This window comes from Microcella sp. (assembly GCF_019739195.1).
GTDB lineage: Bacteria > Actinomycetota > Actinomycetes > Actinomycetales > Microbacteriaceae > Microcella.
Genome location: NZ_JAHHDS010000003.1, coordinates 2,057,633 through 2,078,366, shown reverse-complemented (window position 1 = coordinate 2,078,366; position 20,734 = coordinate 2,057,633). Strand labels below are relative to the sequence as shown.

At 67.6% G+C, this 20,734-nt stretch carries 21 protein-coding genes; 11 read left to right on the top strand and 10 right to left on the bottom strand.

The window, feature by feature from the left end:
• Positions 1-59 precede the first annotated feature (59 nt).
• The 3 genes from KL788_RS11850 to KL788_RS11840 are packed head-to-tail and all read right to left on the bottom strand — an operon-like array spanning position 60 to position 1,896.
• A complete protein-coding gene (locus KL788_RS11850) occupies positions 60-332 on the bottom strand; it encodes a PTS sugar transporter subunit IIB (RefSeq protein WP_293171855.1) in 273 nt (90 codons plus the stop codon).
• Positions 329-781, bottom strand: a complete 453-nt coding sequence (locus KL788_RS11845) for a PTS sugar transporter subunit IIA (RefSeq protein WP_293171852.1) — start codon at positions 779-781, stop codon at positions 329-331. Before KL788_RS11845 ends, KL788_RS11850 begins: the two co-directional genes overlap by 4 nt.
• Positions 778-1,896 carry an adenosine deaminase gene (locus KL788_RS11840; protein WP_293171849.1) on the bottom strand — a complete coding sequence of 373 codons (1,119 nt, stop codon included), beginning with the start codon at positions 1,894-1,896 and terminating at the stop codon, positions 778-780. The genes KL788_RS11845 and KL788_RS11840 overlap by 4 nt, the downstream gene beginning before the upstream one ends.
• Positions 1,897-2,010: 114 nt before the next feature.
• Between KL788_RS11840 and KL788_RS11835 the strand changes: the two genes are divergently transcribed.
• Positions 2,011-2,958, top strand: coding sequence for a nucleoside hydrolase (locus tag KL788_RS11835; protein WP_293171846.1), 948 nt, complete (start codon positions 2,011-2,013; stop codon positions 2,956-2,958).
• Here the strand turns inward: KL788_RS11835 and KL788_RS11830 are convergent.
• The 7 genes from KL788_RS11830 to KL788_RS11800 all read right to left on the bottom strand — a co-directional run bounded on the left by KL788_RS11830 (position 2,955) and on the right by KL788_RS11800 (position 11,366).
• Positions 2,955-4,253 (bottom strand): thymidine phosphorylase, encoded by a 1,299-nt coding sequence (locus KL788_RS11830; RefSeq protein WP_293171843.1) that lies wholly within the window; start codon positions 4,251-4,253, stop codon positions 2,955-2,957. The genes KL788_RS11835 and KL788_RS11830 overlap by 4 nt on opposite strands.
• Positions 4,240-4,647: a cytidine deaminase gene (locus tag KL788_RS11825; RefSeq protein ID WP_293171840.1), complete on the bottom strand. Its 408-nt coding sequence runs from the start codon at positions 4,645-4,647 to the stop codon at positions 4,240-4,242. The genes KL788_RS11830 and KL788_RS11825 overlap by 14 nt, the downstream gene beginning before the upstream one ends.
• An 11-nt stretch (positions 4,648-4,658) precedes the next feature.
• Positions 4,659-5,945 (bottom strand): ABC transporter permease, encoded by a 1,287-nt coding sequence (locus tag KL788_RS11820; protein WP_428846121.1) that lies wholly within the window; start codon positions 5,943-5,945, stop codon positions 4,659-4,661.
• Positions 5,942-7,186: an ABC transporter permease gene (locus KL788_RS11815; RefSeq protein WP_293171837.1), complete on the bottom strand. Its 1,245-nt coding sequence runs from the start codon at positions 7,184-7,186 to the stop codon at positions 5,942-5,944. Before KL788_RS11815 ends, KL788_RS11820 begins: the two co-directional genes overlap by 4 nt.
• Entirely contained in the window at positions 7,183-8,697 is a 1,515-nt protein-coding gene (locus KL788_RS11810) for an ABC transporter ATP-binding protein (RefSeq protein ID WP_293171834.1), read from the bottom strand. Before KL788_RS11810 ends, KL788_RS11815 begins: the two co-directional genes overlap by 4 nt.
• A 229-nt stretch (positions 8,698-8,926) precedes the next feature.
• A complete protein-coding gene (locus KL788_RS11805) occupies positions 8,927-10,009 on the bottom strand; it encodes a BMP family lipoprotein (protein WP_293171831.1) in 1,083 nt (360 codons plus the stop codon).
• Between the two features lie 235 nt (positions 10,010-10,244).
• The gene (locus KL788_RS11800; RefSeq protein ID WP_293171828.1) at positions 10,245-11,366 is read right to left on the bottom strand and encodes a mannose-1-phosphate guanylyltransferase; all 1,122 of its coding nucleotides are present in this window, start codon (positions 11,364-11,366) and stop codon (positions 10,245-10,247) included.
• Positions 11,367-11,457: 91 nt separating this feature from the next.
• Here KL788_RS11800 and KL788_RS11795 point away from each other — a divergent pair, with 91 nt between their 5' ends.
• From KL788_RS11795 to KL788_RS11750, 10 genes are all read left to right on the top strand, one after another.
• Positions 11,458-12,636, top strand: a complete 1,179-nt coding sequence (locus tag KL788_RS11795) for a glycosyltransferase family 4 protein (RefSeq protein WP_293171825.1) — start codon at positions 11,458-11,460, stop codon at positions 12,634-12,636.
• Positions 12,637-12,790: 154 nt separating this feature from the next.
• Positions 12,791-13,207: a succinate dehydrogenase, cytochrome b556 subunit gene (sdhC, locus tag KL788_RS11790; RefSeq protein ID WP_293173336.1), complete on the top strand. Its 417-nt coding sequence runs from the start codon at positions 12,791-12,793 to the stop codon at positions 13,205-13,207.
• A 2-nt stretch (positions 13,208-13,209) separates the two neighbouring features.
• On the top strand, positions 13,210-13,665 hold the full coding sequence (gene sdhD / locus KL788_RS11785) for a succinate dehydrogenase, hydrophobic membrane anchor protein (protein ID WP_293171822.1): 456 nt from the start codon (positions 13,210-13,212) through the stop codon (positions 13,663-13,665).
• 28 nt (positions 13,666-13,693) lie between these two features.
• Positions 13,694-15,469: a succinate dehydrogenase flavoprotein subunit gene (gene sdhA / locus KL788_RS11780; RefSeq protein WP_293171819.1), complete on the top strand. Its 1,776-nt coding sequence runs from the start codon at positions 13,694-13,696 to the stop codon at positions 15,467-15,469.
• The gene (locus tag KL788_RS11775; RefSeq protein ID WP_293171816.1) at positions 15,469-16,218 is read left to right on the top strand and encodes a succinate dehydrogenase iron-sulfur subunit; all 750 of its coding nucleotides are present in this window, start codon (positions 15,469-15,471) and stop codon (positions 16,216-16,218) included. Before sdhA ends, KL788_RS11775 begins: the two co-directional genes overlap by 1 nt.
• Before the next feature lie 63 nt (positions 16,219-16,281).
• Positions 16,282-17,328 (top strand): YihY/virulence factor BrkB family protein, encoded by a 1,047-nt coding sequence (locus KL788_RS11770; protein ID WP_293171813.1) that lies wholly within the window; start codon positions 16,282-16,284, stop codon positions 17,326-17,328.
• A gap of 50 nt (positions 17,329-17,378) precedes the next feature.
• Complete coding sequence (locus KL788_RS11765) at positions 17,379-18,227, top strand: exodeoxyribonuclease III (RefSeq protein ID WP_293171810.1); 849 nt, start codon at positions 17,379-17,381, stop codon at positions 18,225-18,227.
• Positions 18,228-18,262: 35 nt separating this feature from the next.
• The gene (gene trpS, locus KL788_RS11760) at positions 18,263-19,267 is read left to right on the top strand and encodes a tryptophan--tRNA ligase (RefSeq protein ID WP_293171807.1); all 1,005 of its coding nucleotides are present in this window, start codon (positions 18,263-18,265) and stop codon (positions 19,265-19,267) included.
• Complete coding sequence (locus KL788_RS11755) at positions 19,267-19,830, top strand: GNAT family N-acetyltransferase (protein WP_293171804.1); 564 nt, start codon at positions 19,267-19,269, stop codon at positions 19,828-19,830. Before trpS ends, KL788_RS11755 begins: the two co-directional genes overlap by 1 nt.
• Positions 19,812-20,663, top strand: a complete 852-nt coding sequence (locus tag KL788_RS11750) for an HAD family hydrolase (protein ID WP_293171801.1) — start codon at positions 19,812-19,814, stop codon at positions 20,661-20,663. Before KL788_RS11755 ends, KL788_RS11750 begins: the two co-directional genes overlap by 19 nt.
• Positions 20,664-20,734: the final 71 nt, after the last annotated feature.

Below are 20,734 nucleotides of genomic sequence, written 5' to 3'. Positions count from 1 at the left end.
CCAGAGCCGCCGAGACCCACGGCGAGCGCGGCCGGCAGCGAGCATCCGGCAACCGGCACTCAGCCGATCGCGGCCTCGAGCTTCGTCGAGAGCTCGTCAGTGTCGAAGTAGTTCTCAATCACGACCACGTCGGCGCGCGTCGGGCCGATGGCCTCGACGAACTCAGCGCTCGTGAGAATGACTTGCGCGTCGGCGGCGACCCGACCGACCGAGGCGATGTCGGCGGCGACCACGGTGGCCGTGAGCCCGAGCCGCTGCAGCACGCGCTCGGCGTTCACCTTGAGAATGCCGCTCGAGCCGATGCCGGCGCCGCAGATCGTGACGATCTTCACGCCGGAGCGCCCGCCGTCAGAATCGCGCGCACCTCGTCACGCGTCGTCGCGTCGGCGAGCGCAGGAATCGCGTCGGCGTTGTTGAACGCGTTGGCGAGTTGCGCGACGGCCTCGAGGTGCGCATCCGGAGCCACACCGGCGAGGCCGATGACGACGCGTACGGGGTCGTTGTGGGCGTGACCGAACTCGACCGGCTCGGCGAGGGTGACGACCGAGAGCCCGTCGCACCGCACGTCAGAGCCGGGGCGGGCATGCGCGAGAGCGAGGCCGGGCGCGATGACGATGTAGGGCCCGTGGTCGTCGACCATGCGGATCATCGCCTCGGTGTATTCCGCGGTCGTGCAGCCGCTCTCGACGAGCGCATCACCCGCGAGCCGCACGGCGGCGCGCCAATCGTGCGCACGGGCGTGCAGCACGATCGCGCGGTCGGCGAGGGCAGGCAGGCTCATGCCGCGGCCTCGAACCCGGCGATGATCGTCTCCATGAGCGCTTCGCGGTCGTCGACGGGCAAGAAGGCGGCCTGGGCAGCATTGAGCTGCAGGGCGAGCAGGTCGTCGAGGTCGTAGGCGAATGCCTCGCTCACGAGCTGCAGCTCGCGGCTCAGAGTCGTGGCGCTCATGAGGCGGTTGTCGGTGTTGACGGTGACCCGAAACCCCAGCTGGTAGAGCAGATCGAGCGGGTGGTCGACGAGCTCGGTGCCCCAGGCCGCGATCGCCCCGGTCTGCAGGTTCGAGCTCGGGCTCGTCTCGAGCGCGATCTGGCGGTCTTTGACCCACTCGGCCATGCGCCCGAGCGTTGCGAACGTGGTGTCGCCCTCGGTGCGCAGCTCGATGTCTTCAGCAAGGCGCACACCGTGCCCGAGTCGCAGGGCGCGGCCGTCGAGCAGGGCGCTGCGAATCGACTCGAGCCCGTCGGCCTCGCCGGCGTGCACGGTCACGGGCATCCACTCTGCGGCAAGCAGGTCGAAGGCGTCGCGCATGCGGCTCGGCAAGAAGCCCGCCTCGGCGCCCGCGATGTCGAAACCGACGACCCCTGCGTCGCGATGGCGCAGAGCCAGCTCGGCGATCTCGCGCCCCCGGTCGGCGTGGCGCATGGCCGTCACCAATTGACCGACCTGGATGCTGTGACCGGCGCCGCGCGCCTGCTCGACCCCGGCATCCAGACCCGCCTGCACGGCTTCGACCGTCTCGTCGAGGCTGAGCCCTGCGGTGAGGTGCTGCTCGGGCGCCCAGCGGATCTCGCCCCACACGACACCGTCGGCCGCGAGGTCGAGCACGCACTCGCGCGCGACCCGCTCGAGGCCCTCGCGGGTCTGCATGACGGCGGTCGTCATGTCGAAGGTCTTCAGGTACTCGACGAGCGAGCCCGCGGTGCACTGCGCCAGAAACCAGTCGGCGAGCTCGGTCGCATCGGTCGACGGCAGCGCGAGCCCGATCTCGTCAGCGAGCTCGATGATCGTCTGCGGGCGCAGGCCGCCGTCGAGGTGATCGTGCAACGACACCTTGGGCAGCTGCGCGAGGTCGAGGTCGGTGCCCGCAAGCAGGGTCGGAGTCGCCGTTGTCATACCCCAAACCTACCGGTTCGTTACCGTGCTGTGACCCGAGAAGACGGGCGATGGTGCGCGAGTGCGCGGCCTGCGCGGGCGGGTGACCGGGCGCAAGCATCCTAGGCTCGAAGCATGCCCGAGAAGATCATCCTCGACTGCGACCCCGGCCACGACGATGCGGTCGCGATGCTGCTCGCGCACGGCAGCCCCGAGATCGAACTGCTGGCCGTGACCACCGTCATGGGCAACCAGACGATCGAGAAGGTGACGCGCAACGCGCTGGCCGTCGCGCGCGTCATCGGCATGGATGCTGTTCCCATCGCCCGCGGAGCCCACCGCCCGCTCGTCCGCACTGTCGAGACCGCGCCCGATATTCATGGCGAGTCGGGGCTCGACGGTCCGGTGCTGCCCGAGCCGAGCGTCGAGCTCGACCCGCGCCACGCGGTCGACGTGATCATCGACACCGTCATGGCGCACGAGCCCGGCACCGTGACACTCGTGCCGACCGGAGCCCTCACGAACATCGCCCTCGCAGCGCGCAAGGAGCCCCGCATCGTCGAGCGCGTCAAGCAGGTCGTGCTCATGGGCGGCGGTGTGCACGTCGGCAACTGGAGCGCCGTCGCCGAGTTCAACATCATCATCGACCCCGAGGCCGCGCACATCGTGTTCAACGAGTCGTGGCCGCTCACGATGATCGGGCTCGACGCGACGCACCAGGCGCTCGCGACCGACGAGGTGGCCGCGCGCATCGCCGCAGTCGGCACGGCCCCTGCGCGCTTCGTCGGCGAGCTGCTCGAGTTCTTCGCGCACAGCTACAAAGATGCGCAGGGCTTCGACCACCCGCCCGTGCACGACCCCTGCGCCGTCGCTTTCGTCATCGACCCCACGCTGCTGCGGGTTGTGAAGGCTCCGCTCGACGTCGAACTGACCGGCGGACTCACGCTCGGCATGACCGTCGCCGATCTGCGCGGGCCCGCCCCCGACGGATGCACGACGCAGGTCGCCCTCGACATCGACAACGACCGCTTCTGGGGTCTGGTGGTCGATGCGCTCGAGCGCATCGCTGAGCCCGCGCTCTAGTCGACGACTCCCGCGATGAGCGGTCCGCCCGTGTGCACTTGGTCGCCCGGGTCGCCGATGCGGTAACCGCCCTCGAGCGCTTCGAGCGCGCGGGCGAATCTCGCTTCGTCGTTCGTGAGCATTGTGAAGAGCGGCTGCCCTTTCGTGACCGTGTCGCCGGGCTTGGCGTGCAAGTCGATGCCCGCGCCGTGATCCACCGGGTCTTCTTTGCGGGCCCTGCCCGCTCCGAGGCGCCAGGCTGCAATACCGAAGGGCAGAGCATGCTGCTCGACGAGCACGCCGTCACGGTCGGCCGTCACGACGTGAGTCTCACGGGCGACCGGCATGGCAGCATCCGGGTCTCCGCCCTGGGCGCTGATCATGGCGCGCCAGGCGTCCATCGCCTGCCCGTTCTGCAGCGCGCCTTCGACGTCGACATCGGTGACTCCGGCGAGCTCGAGCATGTGCCGCGCGAGCACGACCGTGAGCTCGACTACGTCGGCGGGGCCGCCGCCGGAGAGCACCTCGACCGATTCGCGCACCTCGTTAGCGTTGCCGATCGCGAGGCCGAGCGGCACGTTCATGTTCGTGAGCACCGCGCGCGTGGCGACCCCGGCGTCTTCACCGAGGCGCACCATGACCTTCGCGAGCTCACGCGACTGTGAGATGTCTTTCAAGAACGCGCCCGAGCCGAACTTCACGTCGAGCACGAGCGCGGCGGTGCCCTCCGCGATCTTCTTCGACATGATCGACGACGCGATGAGCGGAATGCACTCGACCGTGCCCGTGATGTCGCGCAGCGAGTAGAGCTTGCCGTCGGCGGGGGCGAGGCCCGAGCCGGCCGCGCACACGACAGCGCCGACCGCGTCGAGCTGCTGCATCATCTCGTCGACCGTGATCGAGGCGCGCCATCCCGGGATGCTCTCGAGCTTGTCGAGCGTGCCCCCCGTGTGACCCAGCCCGCGGCCGCTGAGCTGCGGCACCGCAACGCCGAACGAGGCGACGAGCGGGGCGAGCGGCAGCGTGATCTTGTCGCCGACACCGCCGGTCGAGTGCTTGTCGGTGGTGCGCTTTGAGAGCGCAGAGAAGTCGAGGCGCGTGCCCGAGGCCACCATCGCAAGGGTCAGATCGCGAATCTCGTCGCGCTCCATGCCGTTCAAGAAGATCGCCATCGTCATGGCCGACATCTGCTCGTCGGCGATGTAGCCGCGCGTGTAGGCGTCGACCATCCAGTCGATCTGCGCGGTGGTCAGCACCCCCTTGTCGCGCTTGATGCGGATGAGGTCGACGACGTCGAACGGCTCAATGGCCATCATGGTACTCCTTCAGCGTGCGGGGGCCGAACGCGTCGGGCAGCACCTCATCGATTGTCTTGATGCCCGAGACCGTCTCGAGCAGCATGCCCTCGGCCGAGTGCTCGAACAGCAGCTGCCGGCAGCGACCGCAGGGCATGAGCGCACCGCCGTCGCCGTCGACGCAGGTGAAGGCCACGAGCTTGCCGCCGCCCGTCATGTGCAGGCTCGATACGAGCGCGCACTCCGCGCACAGAGTCAGGCCGTACGACGCGTTCTCGACGTTGCAGCCCGAGATCACCCGACCGTCATCGACGATCGCCGCGACCCCGACCGGAAACTTCGAGTACGGCACATAGGCGTGCGACATCGCTTCGAGGGCGACGGCGCGCAGGGCATCCCAATCGATGTCGGTCATGGGCGTGCCACTCACGACTTGATGTAGGGCTTGCCCGAAGCCGCTGGCGGCCGGGAGATGCCCACCAGGCCGGCCACCGCGAAGATTGTCACGAGGTACGGCAGCATGAGCATGAACTCGCTCGGCACGGGCGACCCGACGATCGACAGTGTCGACTGCAGGTTCGTCGCGAAGCCGAACAGCAGCGCGGCGAGCGTCGCCTTGATCGGGTTCCACTGACCGAAGATCACGGCGGCGAGGGCGATGAAGCCCGCGCCGTTCGTCATTTCTTTCGTGAACGACCCGATCGCGGCCAGGGTGAAGAACGCCCCACCGCCGCCGACGATCGCACCCGCGAGCAGCACGTTCCAGAAGCGCGTGGCCCGCACGTTGATTCCGACGGTGTCGGCGGCCTTGGGGTGCTCGCCGACCGAGCGCAGGCGAAGGCCCCAGCGCGTCTTGAAGAGCGCGAACCATACCGTCGGCACGAGCGCGAACATGATGTACACGATGATCGTCTGGTTGAACAGGATCGGCCCGAGCACGGGGATGTCGCTGAGCAGCGGGATGGTTAGGCGCTCGAACCGGGCCGGCTTGTTGAACAGGTCTGGATCAGCGACCATCACGGTCGAGTAGAAGAAGCTCGTGAGACCGATGACCAGCACGTTGAGCACGACGCCGACGATGACCTGGTCGACCAGGTACTTGATGGCGAACGAGGCGAGAATCACCGACACCAGGGCCCCGGCGACCATCGCGGCGAGGAGGCCAACGACGGCAGAGCCTGTCAGCGTCGCGACCATCGCAGCGACGAAGGCTCCGGCGAGAAGCTGACCCTCGATCGCGATGTTGACAACGCCGACGCGCTCAGAGATGACACCGCCGAGCGAGCCGAAGATGAGCGGTGTGCTCACGGTGAGCGCGCCGGCCAGCAGGCCGACGAGCGGAACGGTCGAGCCCGCCGCCGCCCAGGTCAAGAACCCGAGCAGGAAGAGGATCGCGAAGATCGTCGTCAGCCAGAGCGGAACCTTGCGCACCGAGCGCACGAGCAGGAAGGCGTAGACGGCGATCGCCGCCATGAGAACGACGGTCGCGATACCGGTGGCATCGGCCGGCAGCACGATCGAGGGCAGCACGATGGCGTCGCCGTCGTTGCTGAGCCGGTAGGTCGTGTCGCCGCCGCGCGCGAGGGCGATGAACAGCACGGCACCGAGCACCGTGAAGATCGCGAAGGCGATCGGGGCCTTCCAACTGCGCACAGCAATGGTCGACGGGGCGAGGCCCGAACCGGCATCGCGGGTCGTGGTCACGACGCTCACTTGGACACCTCCGTAGCCTTGTCGAGCTTGGGCGTTCGCCACCGGAACAGTGGGTCGGGCGTCGGCAATCGGAAGATCGCCCGCACGAGCGGCGGTGCCGCGATGAAGAGCACGATGAACGACTGCACGACGAGCACGATGTCGACAGGAATGCCCTCGGCGGCCTGCATCGTGTAACTGCCGGCCTTCAGGGCGCCGAACAGGATTCCGGCGAAGAAGACGCCCCATGGCTTCGACCGGCCCAGCAGCGCCACGGTGATGGCGTCGAAGCCGATGCCGGCGTCGAGACCGGCCGCGAAGCCGCCCGTGAAGTTGCCGAGCACTTGGTAGACGCCCGCCAGGCCCACGAGCGCCCCGGCGATGAGCATGACCTGCACGTAGACGCTCTTGACGTTGATGCCCGCAACCTGGGCCGCGTGCGGGTTCTCGCCGACGGCGCGGAACCGGAACCCGAGGGCAGAGCGGTTGAGCAGGTACCACGTGTAGATCGTCGCGAGGATCACGAGGATGAAGCCGAGGTTCAGATTGAACTGCTCACCGAGCAGGGGCGGGAACTGCGCCGTCTCGAGAATCGGCCCGCTCTTCGGATTGTTCTGACCAGGCGCCTGCAGGGCGCCAGGGGTACGCAACAGGAACGACACGAGGTAGAAGGCGATGTAGTTGAGCATGATCGTCACGATCACCTCGTGCGCACCGGTGCGCGCCTTGAGCAGACCGACGAGACCACCCCAGAGGGCGCCGCCGATGATACCGATGACGAGCGCCACGATGAGGTGGATCACGGGCGGCATCGGGATGTAGGCGCCGACGTAGCCCGCTGCAGCCGCCGCAATGAGCATCTGACCGCGACCACCGATGTTGAAGAGCCCGACGCGGAACGCGAGCGCGACACCGAGACCGGCCGCGATGAGCGGCGTCGCGTTGGCGAGCGTCTCGGTGATCGGCCGGAACGCGGCGACGAGATCGTCGGCCCGAAGATAGTTGAACACCGACCCGCGGAACAGCGCGCTGTACGCACCGGCCACCGCGTCCCACATCGCCGTGAGGGTGTCGAGCGGGCGCGAGAAGAAGTACCCGCTCGCCTCGGCGACCGCTTCGTCGGTCATGACGATGAGAATGCCGCCCACGATGAGGGCGAGCACTACCGCGAGCACCGAGATCGCGGCGCTGCCGCCGAAGATCTCCTTCAGAATCTGATTGCCCCTGGGCACCTCGGGGGTCGTCTTCGTGTCGTCGCTCATGCGGCCACCTCCGCCGGAGCTTCTCCGGCCATCATCAATCCGAGAACATCACGAGGGGTGTCGCCCGGCACGATGCCGATGATGCGACCCCGGTACATGACCGCGATGCGGTCGGCGAGCGCGGCGACCTCGTCAAGTTCGGTCGAGACGACGATGACGGGAATGCCCGCGTCGCGCGTCGCGACAATGCGCTTGTGCACGAACTCGATCGAGCCGACATCGAGGCCGCGCGTGGGCTGAGCCGCCACGAGCAGGCTGAGGTCGCGGCTCAGCTCGCGCGCGAGCACGACCTTCTGTTGGTTGCCGCCCGAGAGGCTGCTAGCCGTCGAGGTGATGCCCTGGGTGCGCACGTCGAACTCGACGATGCGGTCGGCTGCGAATTGGGCGAGCTCGGCGAGTTGTAGTGTGCCGCGCTTGACGAACGGCTCGCCCGTCGAACGGTCGAGCATGAGGTTCTCGGCGATCGTGAACGTGCCGACTAGGCCGTCTTCGGTGCGGTCTTCGGGCACGAAGCCGACTCCCGCGTCGAGCACCTGCCGGGTGCTGCGCCCGACGAGTTCGTTGTTGCCCAGTGTGATCGAGCCGAGCACTCGGGTCTGCAGCCCCATGATCGCCTCGGTGAGCTCGGTCTGGCCGTTGCCCTGCACTCCCGCGATGGCGAGGATCTCGCCGCGGTGCAGGGTGAGGCTGACCGAGTCGACGAGCACGTGCCCGACATGGTCGGTGACGGTGAGGTCGGTGATGACGAGTGCAGGGTCACCGGGCGCGGCCGGAGTCTTCTCGACCGTGAGCTCGACCGCACGGCCGACCATGAGCGAGGCCATCTCGACGTTTGTCGCCGTGGGCGAGGCCTCGCCGACGACTTTGCCGAGCCGGATGACGGTGATGCGGTCGGCGACCTCGCGCACCTCGCGCAGCTTGTGGGTGATGAAGACGATCGACGTGCCCTCATCGCGCAGCTGGCGCATGATGCCCATGAGCTCGTCGGTCTCTTGCGGCGTGAGCACGGCGGTCGGCTCGTCGAAGACGAGCACATTGGCGTTGCGCGAGAGAGCTTTGATGATCTCGACCCGCTGCTGCACGCCGACCGGCAGATCTTCGATCTTGGCGTCGGGGTCGATGTTGAAGCCGAAACGGCTGGAGATCTCGCGTACGACGGCGCGCGCTGCGTCGAGGTCGAGCAGCCCGCCAGCCTTGGTCTGCTCGTGCCCGAGCATGACGTTCTCGGCGACCGTGAACACGGGGATGAGCATGAAGTGCTGGTGCACCATGCCGATGCCGGCGTTCATCGCGTCGCCCGGGCCGGCGAACTTCTGCACGACATCGTCGAGCAGAATCTCGCCCTCGTCGGCCTGATACAGGCCGTAGAGCACGTTCATGAGCGTCGACTTGCCTGCGCCGTTCTCGCCGAGCAAGCAGTGGATCTCACCGGGTTCGACTACGAGGTCGATATGGTCGTTGGCCACGAGAGCGCCGAAGCGCTTCGTGATGCCGCGAAGCTCGAGTTTCATGCCTGCGGGCCTTCCTGCGCCGACCGGGTGAGTCGGAGCTCAGTCGCAACTGGGGGGTGCTCACGCGACCGAAAACAGCGACCGCGGTGTGCTCGTGACACCACTGTAGGCCAGAGGCGCTACCGGAATCTGAGCAGAATCGTGCGCATCTGAGCATCGATGACGGATGCCCGATAAAGGCCGAGGGAGGCCAGCAGCGCTGGCCTCCCTCGGGTCGTACGGGTACTGCCTACTGGCCGGGTGAGGCCGGCGAGGTGACCGTGATCGAGCCGTCGATGATGCCGGCGATCAGAGCCTCGATCTCGCCCGCGAGCTCGGCGTCGACTGCGCTCTCGAAGTCGTGGAACTCGGCAACGCCGACGCCCTCGTTCTCGAGCGTGCCCACGTACGGCGACGCGTCGAAACCGCCGGTGGCGGAACCGGTCACGACGTCGAAGACGGCGTTCGAGATGTTCTTCAGCACCGAGGTGAGAACCAGGTCGGCGATGTCGGGGTCAGACACGAAGATGTCCTTGTCGACGCCCATCAGCGCGATCGAGCGGCCGGAGTCGCGGATCGCCTCAGCAGCGCTGAAGTAGATGGGGCCACCGACGGGCAGCAGCACGTCAGCGTTCTGGTCGATGAGACCCTGGGCCGTGGTCAGCGCCTCGGTGCCGGGGGCGAAGCCACCGGTGAACGCGCCGGTCTGGCCCTCGAGGTCCCAGCCGAGCGCCTGCACGTCAGTGCCCTTCTCGGCGTTGTAGTAGTCGACGCCCTGCACGAAGCCGTCCATGAAGATGGTGACGGGCGGGATCGGGATGCCGCCGAAGGTGCCGACGACGCCGGTCTCCGAGTAGCTGGCAGCGACGTAGCCCGCGAGGAACGCGGCCTCGACGGTGTTGAACTGAATCGGCTTGACGTTCGGTGCGTCGATGAACTCATCGATGATCGCGAAGTTGATGTCGGGGTTGGCCGCCGCGGCATTCGTGGTGGCCTCGGCGAGGAGGAAGCCCACGGTCACGATCAGGTCGCAGCCCTGGTCGACGAGGTTCTGCACGTTGGGCTCGTAGGCGTTCTCGTCGGCCGACTCGACCGCGATGAACTCGACACCGAGCTCGGCGGCGGCGGTCTCGATGCCGTCGAACGCTGCCTCATTGAACGAGCGGTCATCCCAACCACCAGCATCGGAGACGATGCAGGGAAGGAAGTCGAGCGCTTCGGTCTCTTCGGGCGCCTCGGCCTCGGGGGCTGCGGCGCAGCCGGCGAGCACGAGGGCGCTCGCGCCGAGCAGGGCGAATGCGCCCAGGCCGCGCTTGCGGGTGGTGTTGATCACTGTGTCCTCCAAAAATGCTGCCCAGCGGGAACGCTGGAGCGAATTGGCTCCACGTTAGCGAACGGATAGCCCCCTCAGCAGTGCCGAAGGGCCTGGAAGACACAAGCGTTACGAAAGCGGGACTCTGGCGACATCCCGCGGAAATACTGGTCATGACGCATCACTCGCGCGCGATCGTGCGCGAATGAGCAGATCGGATGCGCGGCGCAGGTCATTCCGAACGGCCGCCGCGCGGCTAGAGCAGGTCGTCGCGCCCCGCGAGCTTGATGGCGTCGACCACGCTCTTCACGCGCTGCGCGTGCTCTCGCGTGGTCACGAGCAGAGCATCGGGAGTGTCGACGACGACGATGTCGTGCACCCCGATGAGCGAGATCACCCGGCTCGACTGGCTGACGACCACGCCGCTCGACGAGTCGGCCAGTACGCGGGCACCCTCACCGAGGATGGCCAGCTCGCCGGGGCGGTTGCCCGAGAGCAGCTTCGCGAGCGACGAGAAGTCGCCGACGTCGTCCCACGCGAAGTCGCCCCTCACGACGGCGAGGCGGCCGGCGGCCGCCGCGGGTTCGGCCACCGAGTAGTCGATCGCGATCTTGGGCAGCAGCGGCCAGACGGCATCGGTCACGTGAGTGCGCGACGAGGTATCCCACGCCGCGGCGATCTCGAGCAGGCCCTCGTGCAGAAGCGGCTCGGTCACAGCGAGCTGCTCGAGCAGCCGGTCGGCGCGCGCGATAAACATGCCGGCGTTCCACAGGTACTCGCCCGACTCGAGGTAGGCAGTCGCGGTGGCGAGGTCGGGCTTCTCGACGAACCGCTCGACGAGGTGCGCATGAGGCGCGCCCTCGATCGCCAGAGGTTCACCTTTCGCGATGTAGCCGAAACCGACCGACGGCTCGGTCGGTGCGATGCCGATCGTCGTGATGTATCCCTCGCGTGCCACTGCTACCGCTTCGGCGACGGTGTGCCGAAAACGCTCCGCGTCCGTGATGACGTGGTCGGCGGCAAACGAGCCGACGATGACGTCGGGGTATCGGCGGTGCAGAATCGCCGCCGCGAGGCCGATCGCCGCCGACGAGTCTTTCGGCTCACTCTCGAGCACGATGTTGCTCTCGAGCAGATCCGGCAGCTGGGCCTCGACGGCGGCGCGGTGCGCACGGCCAGTGACGACAACGATGCCGGCGCTGCCGGCCAGCGGCAGAACACGGTTCCACGTGTCGCGCAGCAGGGTGTGGCCGCTGCCGGTCAGGTCGTGCAAGAACTTGGGCGCCTCAGCCCGCGAGAGCGGCCACAGGCGCGAGCCGACCCCGCCCGCGGGAATGATCGCGTGAAAGTCCTTGAGGGTTCCCTCGAGCGCCTGCATGCGGGTCACCCTATCGGTCGACCTGCGTTCACGTGCGGGCAACCGGCATCGCCTACCGTGACCCTTAGCCGACTCGAGAAGGGCGAATCTCATGCGCGTGGCCGTTGTCAGTGAGAGTTTCTTGCCCACCGTGAACGGCGTCACGACGAGCGTGCTGCGCGTGCTCGAGCACCTGCGGGCACGGGGCCACGAGACCGTCGTCATCGCCCCCGCCGGCGCGCCGGCGCGCTATGCCGGGGCGCGTGTCGTGCCGGTGCCGACCCTGTCGTACCGCGAGTTTCCCGTCGGGCTCCCGACGCCCATCGTCTCGCGCACCCTCGCCGACTTCGCGCCTGACGTCGTGCACGCCGCTTCGCCGTTCCTGCTCGGGGCGCACGCCATCGGCGCCTCCTGGCGACTCGGCATTCCCTCGGTCGCGATCTTCCAGACCGACGTAGCCGGCTACGCCCAGCGCAACCGACTCGCGGCTGCCACGTCGTTCGCCTGGCGCGTCGTGAACCTCGTGCATGACAAGGCCGACCTGACGCTCGCGCCCTCGAGCTCGGCCCTGTACGACCTCGCCGCGGCGGGCGTGCAGCGCCTCGACCGCTGGGGCCGCGGCGTCGACCTCGACGGGTATCACCCCCGGCTCCGCCACGATCCTGACGCGCTCGCGCTGCGGGCACGGCTCGCACCGGACGGCGAGTTGCTCGTCGGCTATGTCGGCAGGCTCGCTCCCGAGAAGCAGGTCGAACGGTTCGCCACGCTGCGCGGCGTGCCGGGCATCCGCATCGTGATCGTCGGCGACGGGCCCTCCGCACCCAGCGTGCGCAGTGCACTGGCGGGGATGCCGGTCGAGTACCTCGGCGCCCTGCACGGCCGGCAGCTCGCGCTCGCCTACGCCTCGTTCGACGTGTTCGCCCACACCGGGTGCGAAGAGACTTTCGGCCAGACCATCCAAGAGGCGCAGGCCTCGGGCCTGCCGGTGATTGCCCCGCGGTCGGGCGGGCCTATCGACCTGATCGACCACGGGCGCAGCGGGCTACTCACCGACCCCGACAACCCGCGCTCGCTACGCACCGCAGTTCGTGAGCTCGCGGCCGACGCCGCCGTGCGCGCGAGGCTCGGCGAATCCGCCCGCCGGTCGGTTCTCGGTCGCACCTGGCAGGCCGTGGGTGACGAGCTCATCGGGCACTACGAGCGCGTCATCGACGAGGTGCGCGCGCGGCGCTCGGCCGATGCCGAGACGATGTTTCGCCTACTGGGCTCGTCTGGTGCTCGGCTGTTCTGAGCACTCAGACAAGTCGACGTAGACTGCTGGTATCGGCGACCACCAAGTCGAGAATCGGAATCCAGCCGGAGTCCACGGGCGCGAGAGATCGCGTGCGTCGTCACTGCCCTGAGGAGGGTTTCTCGTGCCAGCGAAGGCAACGGGAGCCGGAGCGATGAGCTCGTCGGCAACCATCGAAGTACCTGCACCGCGGCGTTCTGTCATTCCAGGCGGCACGCTCTACCGCGGCAATGAGGGAATGTGGTCGTGGGTGCTGCACCGCATCACGGGTGTCGCCATCTACTTCTTCTTGCTCGTGCACATTCTCGACACCGCCCTTGTGCGCGTCAGCCCGGAGGCGTACAACGCCGTCATCGGTGCGTACAAGACGCCGATCATGGGCCTCGGCGAGGTCGCCCTCGTCGGCGCGATCGGGTTCCACGCGCTCAACGGCTTGCGCATCATCCTCATCGACTTCTGGGGGGTCGGCACCCGCCACCAGAAGGCGATGTTCTACATCGTGCTCGTCGTGTGGCTCGTGCTCATGATCGGGTTCACCCCCCGCCACCTGATGAACGTGTTCGGAGGCTGATCATGACGACCGACGTCTCCCTCGACGCCCCCCGATCCCCTTATGCCCGCTCGAAGCGCGGCATCAACTGGGAGAAATGGGGCTGGATCTACATGCGCGTCTCGGGCGTCGCCCTCGTGGCGCTCATTTTCGGGCACCTGTTCGTCAACCTCTTCTTGGGCGACGGCGTGAGCCAAATCGACTTCGCGTTCGTGGCGGGCAAGCTCAGTGACCCGTTCTGGCAGTGGTACGACTTCTTCTTGCTGTGGCTCGCGCTTATTCACGGCACGAACGGCATGCGCACGATCATCAACGACTACGTCGCCACGGCGAGCGTGCGGCGCATTCTGCAGGGCGCCCTGCTGTCATCGACCGTCGTGCTGCTCGTGCTCGGCACGCTCGTCATCTTTACCTTCGACCCGTGCCCCGCTGGGGCCGACCCCGAGCTCGTCGCCTCGTTCTGCGCCGAGATCCTCTAGACGAAAGCCCGCTGTGACTACTGAGACCATGACCACGCCCGCGACTCCGGTCGTGCACGAGCACCAGTTCGACGTCGTCATCGTCGGCGCCGGTGGCGCCGGCATGCGCGCGGCCATCGAGGCCGGGCCCAACGCCAAGACCGCCGTCATCTCGAAGCTCTACCCCACGCGCTCTCACACGGGCGCTGCGCAGGGCGGCATGGCCGCCGCGCTCGCGAACGTCGAGGAAGACAGTTGGGAGTGGCACACCTTCGACACCGTCAAGGGCGGCGACTACCTCGTCGACCAAGACGCGGCCGAGATTCTGGCCAAAGAGGCGATCGACGCGATCATTGACCTCGAGAATATGGGTCTGCCGTTCAACCGCACGCCCGACGGCAAGATCGACCAGCGGCGATTCGGCGGCCACACCCGCGACCACGGAAAGGCTCCGGTGCGTCGCGCCTGCTACGCCGCCGACCGCACGGGCCACATGATTCTGCAGACGCTGTTCCAGAACTGCGTCAAGCTCGGCATCGAGTTCTACAACGAGTTCTACGTGCTTGATCTCGTCATGAACGAAGGCAAGGCCGCGGGCGTCGTCGCCTATGAGCTCGCCACGGGCGACCTGCACGTGTTCCACGCCAAGAGCATCGTCTTCGCGACGGGCGGCTTCGGCAAGATCTACAAGACGACCTCGAACGCCCACACCCTCACGGGTGACGGCGTCGGCATCATCTGGCGCAAGGGCATCCCGCTCGAAGACATGGAATTCTTCCAGTTCCACCCGACCGGGCTGGCCGGCCTGGGCATCCTTCTCACCGAGGGCGCCCGAGGCGAGGGAGCGATCCTGCGCAATGCGAGCGGCGAGCGCTTCATGGAGCGCTACGCCCCGACCATCAAAGACCTCGCGCCGCGCGACATCATCTCGCGCTGCATGGTGCAAGAGGTCGCCGAAGGCCGTGGCGCGGGCCCGAACAAAGACTACGTGCTTCTCGACTGCACCCACCTCGGTGCCGAAGTGCTCGAGACCAAGTTGCCCGACATCACCGAGTTCGCGCGCACCTACCTCGGCGTCGACCCTGTCGTCGAGCCCGTGCCCGTCATGCCGACGGCGCACTACGCCATGGGCGGTATTCCGACCAACATCAAGGCCGAAGTGCTGAGTGACAACGACACCGTGATCCCCGGCCTCTACGCCGCGGGCGAGTGCGCGTGCGTCTCGGTGCACGGATCGAACCGCCTCGGCACCAACTCGCTGCTCGACATCAACGTGTTCGGCAAGCGCGCGGGCAAGTACTCGGTCGAGTACGCGAACAGCGCCGAGTTCGTGCCGATGCCGGCCGACCCGGCCAAAGAGGTGCGCGAGCTCGTCGAGCGCCTGCGCACGTCGAACGGCACCGAGCGCGTCGCGGTGTTGCGCAAAGAGCTGCAGGAAGAGATGGACAAGAACGCCCAGGTCTTTCGCACCGAGGAGAGCCTCGAGAGCGTCACGAAGACCATCCAGTCGCTGCGCGAGCGCTACCAGAACATCGGCATTCACGACCGCGGCAAGCGATTCAACACCGACCTGCTCGAGGCGATCGAGCTCGGCTTTTTGCTCGACATCGCCGAGGTGGTCGTCTACTCGGCCCGCAACCGCAAAGAGAGCCGCGGTGGCCACATGCGTGACGACTATCCCGACCGCAACGACGCCGAATACATGCAGCACACGATGGCCTACCTCACGGGCGACGCGCACAGCGCCGACGCCAGCGACCACATCCGCATGGATTGGAAGCCCGTCGTGATCACGCACTACCAGCCGATGGAGAGGAAGTACTGATGGCGACCGCCACCGAGACGCCCGCCGAGGTCGGCGCCATTCAAGAGTTCACCGTGACGGTCATCATCCGTCGGTTCGACCCCGAGCAAGACACCGAGCCCTACTGGCAAGACTTCGACGTGCAGATGTACTCGACCGACCGCGTGTTGGATGCCCTGCACAAGGTGAAGTGGGACCAAGACGGCACGCTCTCGTTCCGCCGCTCGTGCGCCCACGGCATCTGCGGTTCTGACGCCATGCGCATCAACGGCCGCAACCGCCTCGCCTGCAAGACCCTCATCAAAGATCTCGACATCACGAAGCCGATCTACATCGAGGCGATCAAGGGTCTGCCGCTCGAGAAAGACCTCATCGTCGACATGGAGCCCTTCTTCGAGTCGTACCGCCAGGTGCAGCCCTTCCTGCAGTCGAGCTCGAAGCCCGAGAAAGAGCGCATCCAGTCGATCGAGGAGCGCGCCCGCTTCGACGACACGACCAAGTGCATCCTCTGCGCCGCCTGCACCTCGTCGTGCCCGGTGTTCTGGACAGACGGGCAGTACTTCGGCCCCGCGGCGATCGTCAACGCGCACCGCTTCATCTTCGACAGCCGCGACGACCAGGCTCAGGTGCGCCTCGACATCCTCAACGACAAAGAGGGCGTCTGGCGCTGCCGCACGACCTTCAACTGCTCGGAGGCCTGCCCCCGCGGCATCGAAGTCACCAAGGCCATCGCCGAGGTGAAGCAGGCGATCCTGCGAGGCAAGCCGTAACACGTCTTGACATCTCGCGACAGGCCCCGGAGATCTTTCCGGGGCCTTCGCTAGTGTGGCGGGGTGACTGAGCCCGACGACGCCGAACATCAGGGCGCCTGGGCCCGTCTGATGGCGCGGATCGGACGCATCGTCGAGTGGGTCACCGCTCTCAAGCCCGTGCGCGTGTTCACGCACTACGCCGAGTCACGCGGGCCGATCCTCGCGTCGGGGCTCGCGTTCCAGGCCATCTTTGCCGTCTTCGGCGGGCTCTGGGTGGGTTTCTCGATCGCCGGCATCGTGATTCAGAACAACATCGGCCTGCGCACCTCGCTCATCGAGGTGCTCGCTCAGACGGTGCCGGGGCTCATCAACACCGACGGCGCCGATGGCATCGTCGACCCCGAGACCCTGCTGGCCGCCGGCAACTTCGGCTGGCAGGGTGCCGTCGCGCTCGTCGTGCTGCTCTTCGCGGCGCTCAACTGGCTCGCCGCCGCGCGCGACGCGGCGCGCGTCATCTTCACGCTGCCGCCCGACCGCACCAACTTCTTGCTGCTCAAGGCCAAAGACTTAGGGCTCGCGCTCGGGTTCGGTGCACTGCTGCTGCTCTCGGCCGGACTCTCGGTCGTCGGAACGCTCGCGCTCGAATCGGTGCTGCAGTGGGCGGGCATCCGCGATTCGACCCTCAGCACTGTGCTGGGCCGCACGATCACGCTCAGTGTCATGTTCGTACTCGATGCGTTCGTGCTCGGGATGCTCTACCGAGTGCTCGCGGGCGTCAAGATTCCGCTGCGGCATCTCTGGCGCGGCGCGCTTCTCGGCGCCCTGGCGCTCGGCGGCCTCAAGGTGCTCGGTAGTGCCCTGCTCGGCGGCGCCAGCAACAACCCGCTGCTCGCCTCGTTCGCCGTGCTGCTCGGTCTTCTCATCTGGTTCAACTTCGCCTGCCAAGTGATTCTGCTCGGTGCGTCATGGATCGCGGTCGGAGTCGACGACGACCAGGTCGTGCTCGATGAGAAGGTGGCGGCGCTGAGGCTCGAGCGTGCTCGCGCGCTCGTCAAGGCGCACGAGCCCGAACCGGAGCCCGACACACGGTCGTGGTTCGCGCGACTGCTGCGGCGCGACGGGCCCTGATCCTCGACCGTGCACGGCGAGCTGTCGGTTGCCGCTCATAGAATCGAGGCATGCCGAATACCGTGCGCATCGCCTCTGTCAACGTCAACGGCATTCGAGCCTCGTACCGCAAGGGCATGGGCGAGTGGCTCGCCGCGCGCGACGTCGACGTGCTGGCGATGCAGGAAGTGCGGGCATCGACCGACGATGTGACCGGTCTGCTCGGCCCCGACTGGACTGTCGTGCACGACGCCGCGACCGCGAAAGGTCGCGCGGGTGTCGCGATCGCCGCGCGCCGCGAGTTCGCCGCGCACCGCGTCGAGCTCGGGCCCGACGACTTCGACTCGGCCGGCCGCTGGCTCGAAGCCGACCTCGACATCGACGGCACGACCCTCACGGTCGTGAGCTGCTACGTGCACTCTGGCGAAGTCGACACCCCGAAGCAGGTCGAGAAGTACAAGTTTCTCGACGCGATGACCGAGCGCTTGCCATTGCTCGCCGCGCACACGCCCTACGCGCTCGTGGTCGGCGACCTCAACGTCGGTCACCGCGAGCTCGACATCAAGAACTGGAAGGGCAACCGTAAGAACGCGGGCTTCCTGCTCGACGAGCGCGCCTACTTCGACCGCTTCTTCGGGGCACTGGATGCTCCCATCGAGTGCGTCGACGGCATCACGCGCCCCGGCCTCGGGTGGGTCGACGTCGGCCGCGTGCACGCCGGAGAGGTGCCCGGCCCCTACACCTGGTGGTCGCAGCGAGGCCAGGCCTTCGACACCGACACCGGCTGGCGCATCGACTACCACGTGGCCACGCCTGCCCTCGCCGCGACCGTGCAGTCGTACGCCGTCGACCGCGCGCCCTCGTGGGACACGCGGTGGAGCGACCACGCGCCCGTGGTGGTCGACTACGAGTTGCCCTGAACTCAGTTCGAGCATCCCAATGAAAGACTGAACCTATGAGTCTTCCGCGCCTGTTCTCGGGCATGCAGCCCTCCGCCGCCAGCCTGCACCTCGGCAACTATGCCGGAGCCCTGCTGCAGTGGCGCGACATGCAAGCGACTCACGACGCCGTCTTCTGCGTCGTCGACCTGCACGCCATCACGGTGCCGCAAGACCCCGCCGCGCTGCGCGAGCAGACGCGTCGCACGGCCGCGCAGTACATCGCCGCCGGCATCGACCCCGAGCACTCGACGCTCTTCGTGCAGTCGCACGTGAGCGCGCATGCGCAACTCGCGTGGGTGCTCAACACCATCACGGGCTTCGGCGAGGCTTCGCGCATGACGCAGTTCAAAGACAAGTCGGCGAAAGGCGGCGCCGACCTTGCGTCGGTGGGGCTGTTCACCTACCCGATCTTGCAGGCCGCCGACATCCTGCTCTACGACGCCGTCGTCGTGCCGGTCGGCGAAGACCAGCGGCAGCACATCGAGCTCACGCGCGACCTCGCCGCCCGCTTCAACGCGCGCTTCGGCGACACCCTCGTCGTGCCCGAGGTGCGCATTCTGAAGGAGACCGCCAAGGTCTACGACCTGCAGAACCCGGGGTCGAAGATGTCGAAATCGGGCGAGAGCCCTGCGGGCATCCTGTGGCTCATGGACGAGCCGTCTGTCTTGACGAAGAAGGTCAAGTCGGCCGTGACCGACTCGTCGGGCGTCGTCGCCTACGACCCCGTCGAGAAGCCGGGGGTCTCGAACCTTCTGTCGATTCTCGCGCTGCTGACCGGCCAGACGACGGATGCCCTCGTCGCCTCGTTCGACGGTCTCCAGTACGGCGCGCTCAAGGGCGCGGTTGCCGAGGCCGTCGTTTCAGCGTTCTCGCCGATTCGCGAGCGCACGTTGGAGTTGCTCGACGACCCGGCCGAGCTCGACCGGTTGCTCGCGATCAACGCCGAGCGGGCATCCGTCATCGCCGATGCCACGCTCGCGCGGGTCTACGACGCCCTCGGGTTCTTGCCCCGCGCCTGATGGAGCCCGTCACCCTGCGCACGGCGCGGTTCGTGCTGAGCGCGCCCCGGGCATCCGACGTCGATGCGGTCTTCGCCGCGTGCCAGGATGCAGAGCTGCAGCGGTTCGTGCCGGTGCCTGTGCCGTACGAGCGCTCGCACGGCGAAGGCTTCGTGCTCGACCTCGTGCCGCAATGGTGGCGCGACGACGTCGAGTACGTCTTCGGCATCCGCGAGCACGACGATGCACCGCTCATGGGAGTGGTCTCGTGGCAACGCGAGGTTGGCGCTGTCGGCTACTGGCTCGCGGGCGAGCACCGGGGTCGCGGGGTCATGACCGAAGCGCTCGGCGCGCTCGTCGCGTGGGTGTTCGCGCACAACCCCGTCGATCTGGTGCAGTGGGAGGCTGTCGAGGGCAACACAGGCTCGGCGGTCGTCGCGCAGCGGTGCGGGTTCCGCTGGCAGGGGCTTGGCCGCATCGAGAACGCGAGTCCGGGCCAGGAGAGCCGCGGATGGAAGGCGGCGCTGACCCGCGAAGACCACGAGTCGGGCACGCTCGACGCCGCGTGGCCGGTGCTCGCGTGAGAGGGGGCAAAGCCCGATCACAGGCGCCGGCGATCGAGGTGCTGCTGTTCGACCTCGACGACACGCTCATGGCGCACACCGCCGCTGTCGAGGCGGCGATCGACCGCGCTCGTTCCCGCGCGGGCGACGCCGGGCCATGGCATGCCGCTGCCTTCGCCGCCGCCGACCCCGAGGCCGTGCGTGTGCGCTGGCACGAACTCGAAGACCTGCACTACCACCGCTACCTCGCCGGCGAGCTCGACTACCTGGGCCAGCGGGTCGCCCGCGCGCACGACCTCTATGCCGAGCACGGCGTGACGCTCGACGAGGGGGCTGCCCTCGCCTGGTTCGACGAGTACCTGCTCGGATACCGCGACACCTGGGCACTCTTCGACGACGTGCTGCCCGCACTCGACGCGATCGAGCGGGCGCTGCCGGGCATCCGCTACGGAATCATCACGAACGGTGACCTCGGCTTCCAGACCGACAAGCTGCACCGCATCGGGTTGTGGGATCGCCTCGACCTCACGCCGGTTCGTAGCGACGGCACGATTGACGACCACACTCGGCAGGGCCGCGTCATCGCCTCTGGCGAGCTCGGCTTCACGAAGCCCGACCCGCGCATCTTCCACGCTGCAGCCGCGGCGTTCGATGTCGCGCCCGCACGATGCGCGTACGTGGGCGACCGGGTGCGCACCGACGCGGTCGGCGCCCGCGACGCGGGGATGCTCGGCCTCTGGCTCGACCGCGGCTCGGCCCGCAACAGCATTACCGATGCGGCCGAGGGTGATGCGCCAGCTGACGTGCCGAGAATCCCGAGCCTGCTCGCGCTGCCCGGTCTGCTCGCCCGATAGTCGCGCCTCCGTTCGCAATTCAGGTTGTGCGAGGCAATGTGCGCGAGTACTCCCGCACAACTGAGCACTCA

Coding starts and splice junctions, on each gene's coding strand:
- KL788_RS11845 (WP_293171852.1), bottom strand. CDS start 781: ATGAGCCTGCCTGCCCTCGCCGACCGCGCGATCGTGCTGCACGCCCGT.
- KL788_RS11840 (WP_293171849.1), bottom strand. CDS start 1,896: ATGACAACGGCGACTCCGACCCTGCTTGCGGGCACCGACCTCGACCTC.
- KL788_RS11835 (WP_293171846.1), top strand. CDS start 2,011: ATGCCCGAGAAGATCATCCTCGACTGCGACCCCGGCCACGACGATGCG.
- KL788_RS11830 (WP_293171843.1), bottom strand. CDS start 4,253: ATGATGGCCATTGAGCCGTTCGACGTCGTCGACCTCATCCGCATCAAG.
- KL788_RS11825 (WP_293171840.1), bottom strand. CDS start 4,647: ATGACCGACATCGATTGGGATGCCCTGCGCGCCGTCGCCCTCGAAGCG.
- KL788_RS11815 (WP_293171837.1), bottom strand. CDS start 7,186: ATGAGCGACGACACGAAGACGACCCCCGAGGTGCCCAGGGGCAATCAG.
- KL788_RS11810 (WP_293171834.1), bottom strand. CDS start 8,697: ATGAAACTCGAGCTTCGCGGCATCACGAAGCGCTTCGGCGCTCTCGTG.
- KL788_RS11800 (WP_293171828.1), bottom strand. CDS start 11,366: ATGCAGGCGCTCGAGGGAACCCTCAAGGACTTTCACGCGATCATTCCC.
- KL788_RS11795 (WP_293171825.1), top strand. CDS start 11,458: ATGCGCGTGGCCGTTGTCAGTGAGAGTTTCTTGCCCACCGTGAACGGC.
- sdhC (WP_293173336.1), top strand. CDS start 12,791: ATGAGCTCGTCGGCAACCATCGAAGTACCTGCACCGCGGCGTTCTGTC.
- sdhD (WP_293171822.1), top strand. CDS start 13,210: ATGACGACCGACGTCTCCCTCGACGCCCCCCGATCCCCTTATGCCCGC.
- sdhA (WP_293171819.1), top strand. CDS start 13,694: ATGACCACGCCCGCGACTCCGGTCGTGCACGAGCACCAGTTCGACGTC.
- KL788_RS11775 (WP_293171816.1), top strand. CDS start 15,469: ATGGCGACCGCCACCGAGACGCCCGCCGAGGTCGGCGCCATTCAAGAG.
- KL788_RS11765 (WP_293171810.1), top strand. CDS start 17,379: ATGCCGAATACCGTGCGCATCGCCTCTGTCAACGTCAACGGCATTCGA.
- trpS (WP_293171807.1), top strand. CDS start 18,263: ATGAGTCTTCCGCGCCTGTTCTCGGGCATGCAGCCCTCCGCCGCCAGC.
- KL788_RS11755 (WP_293171804.1), top strand. CDS start 19,267: ATGGAGCCCGTCACCCTGCGCACGGCGCGGTTCGTGCTGAGCGCGCCC.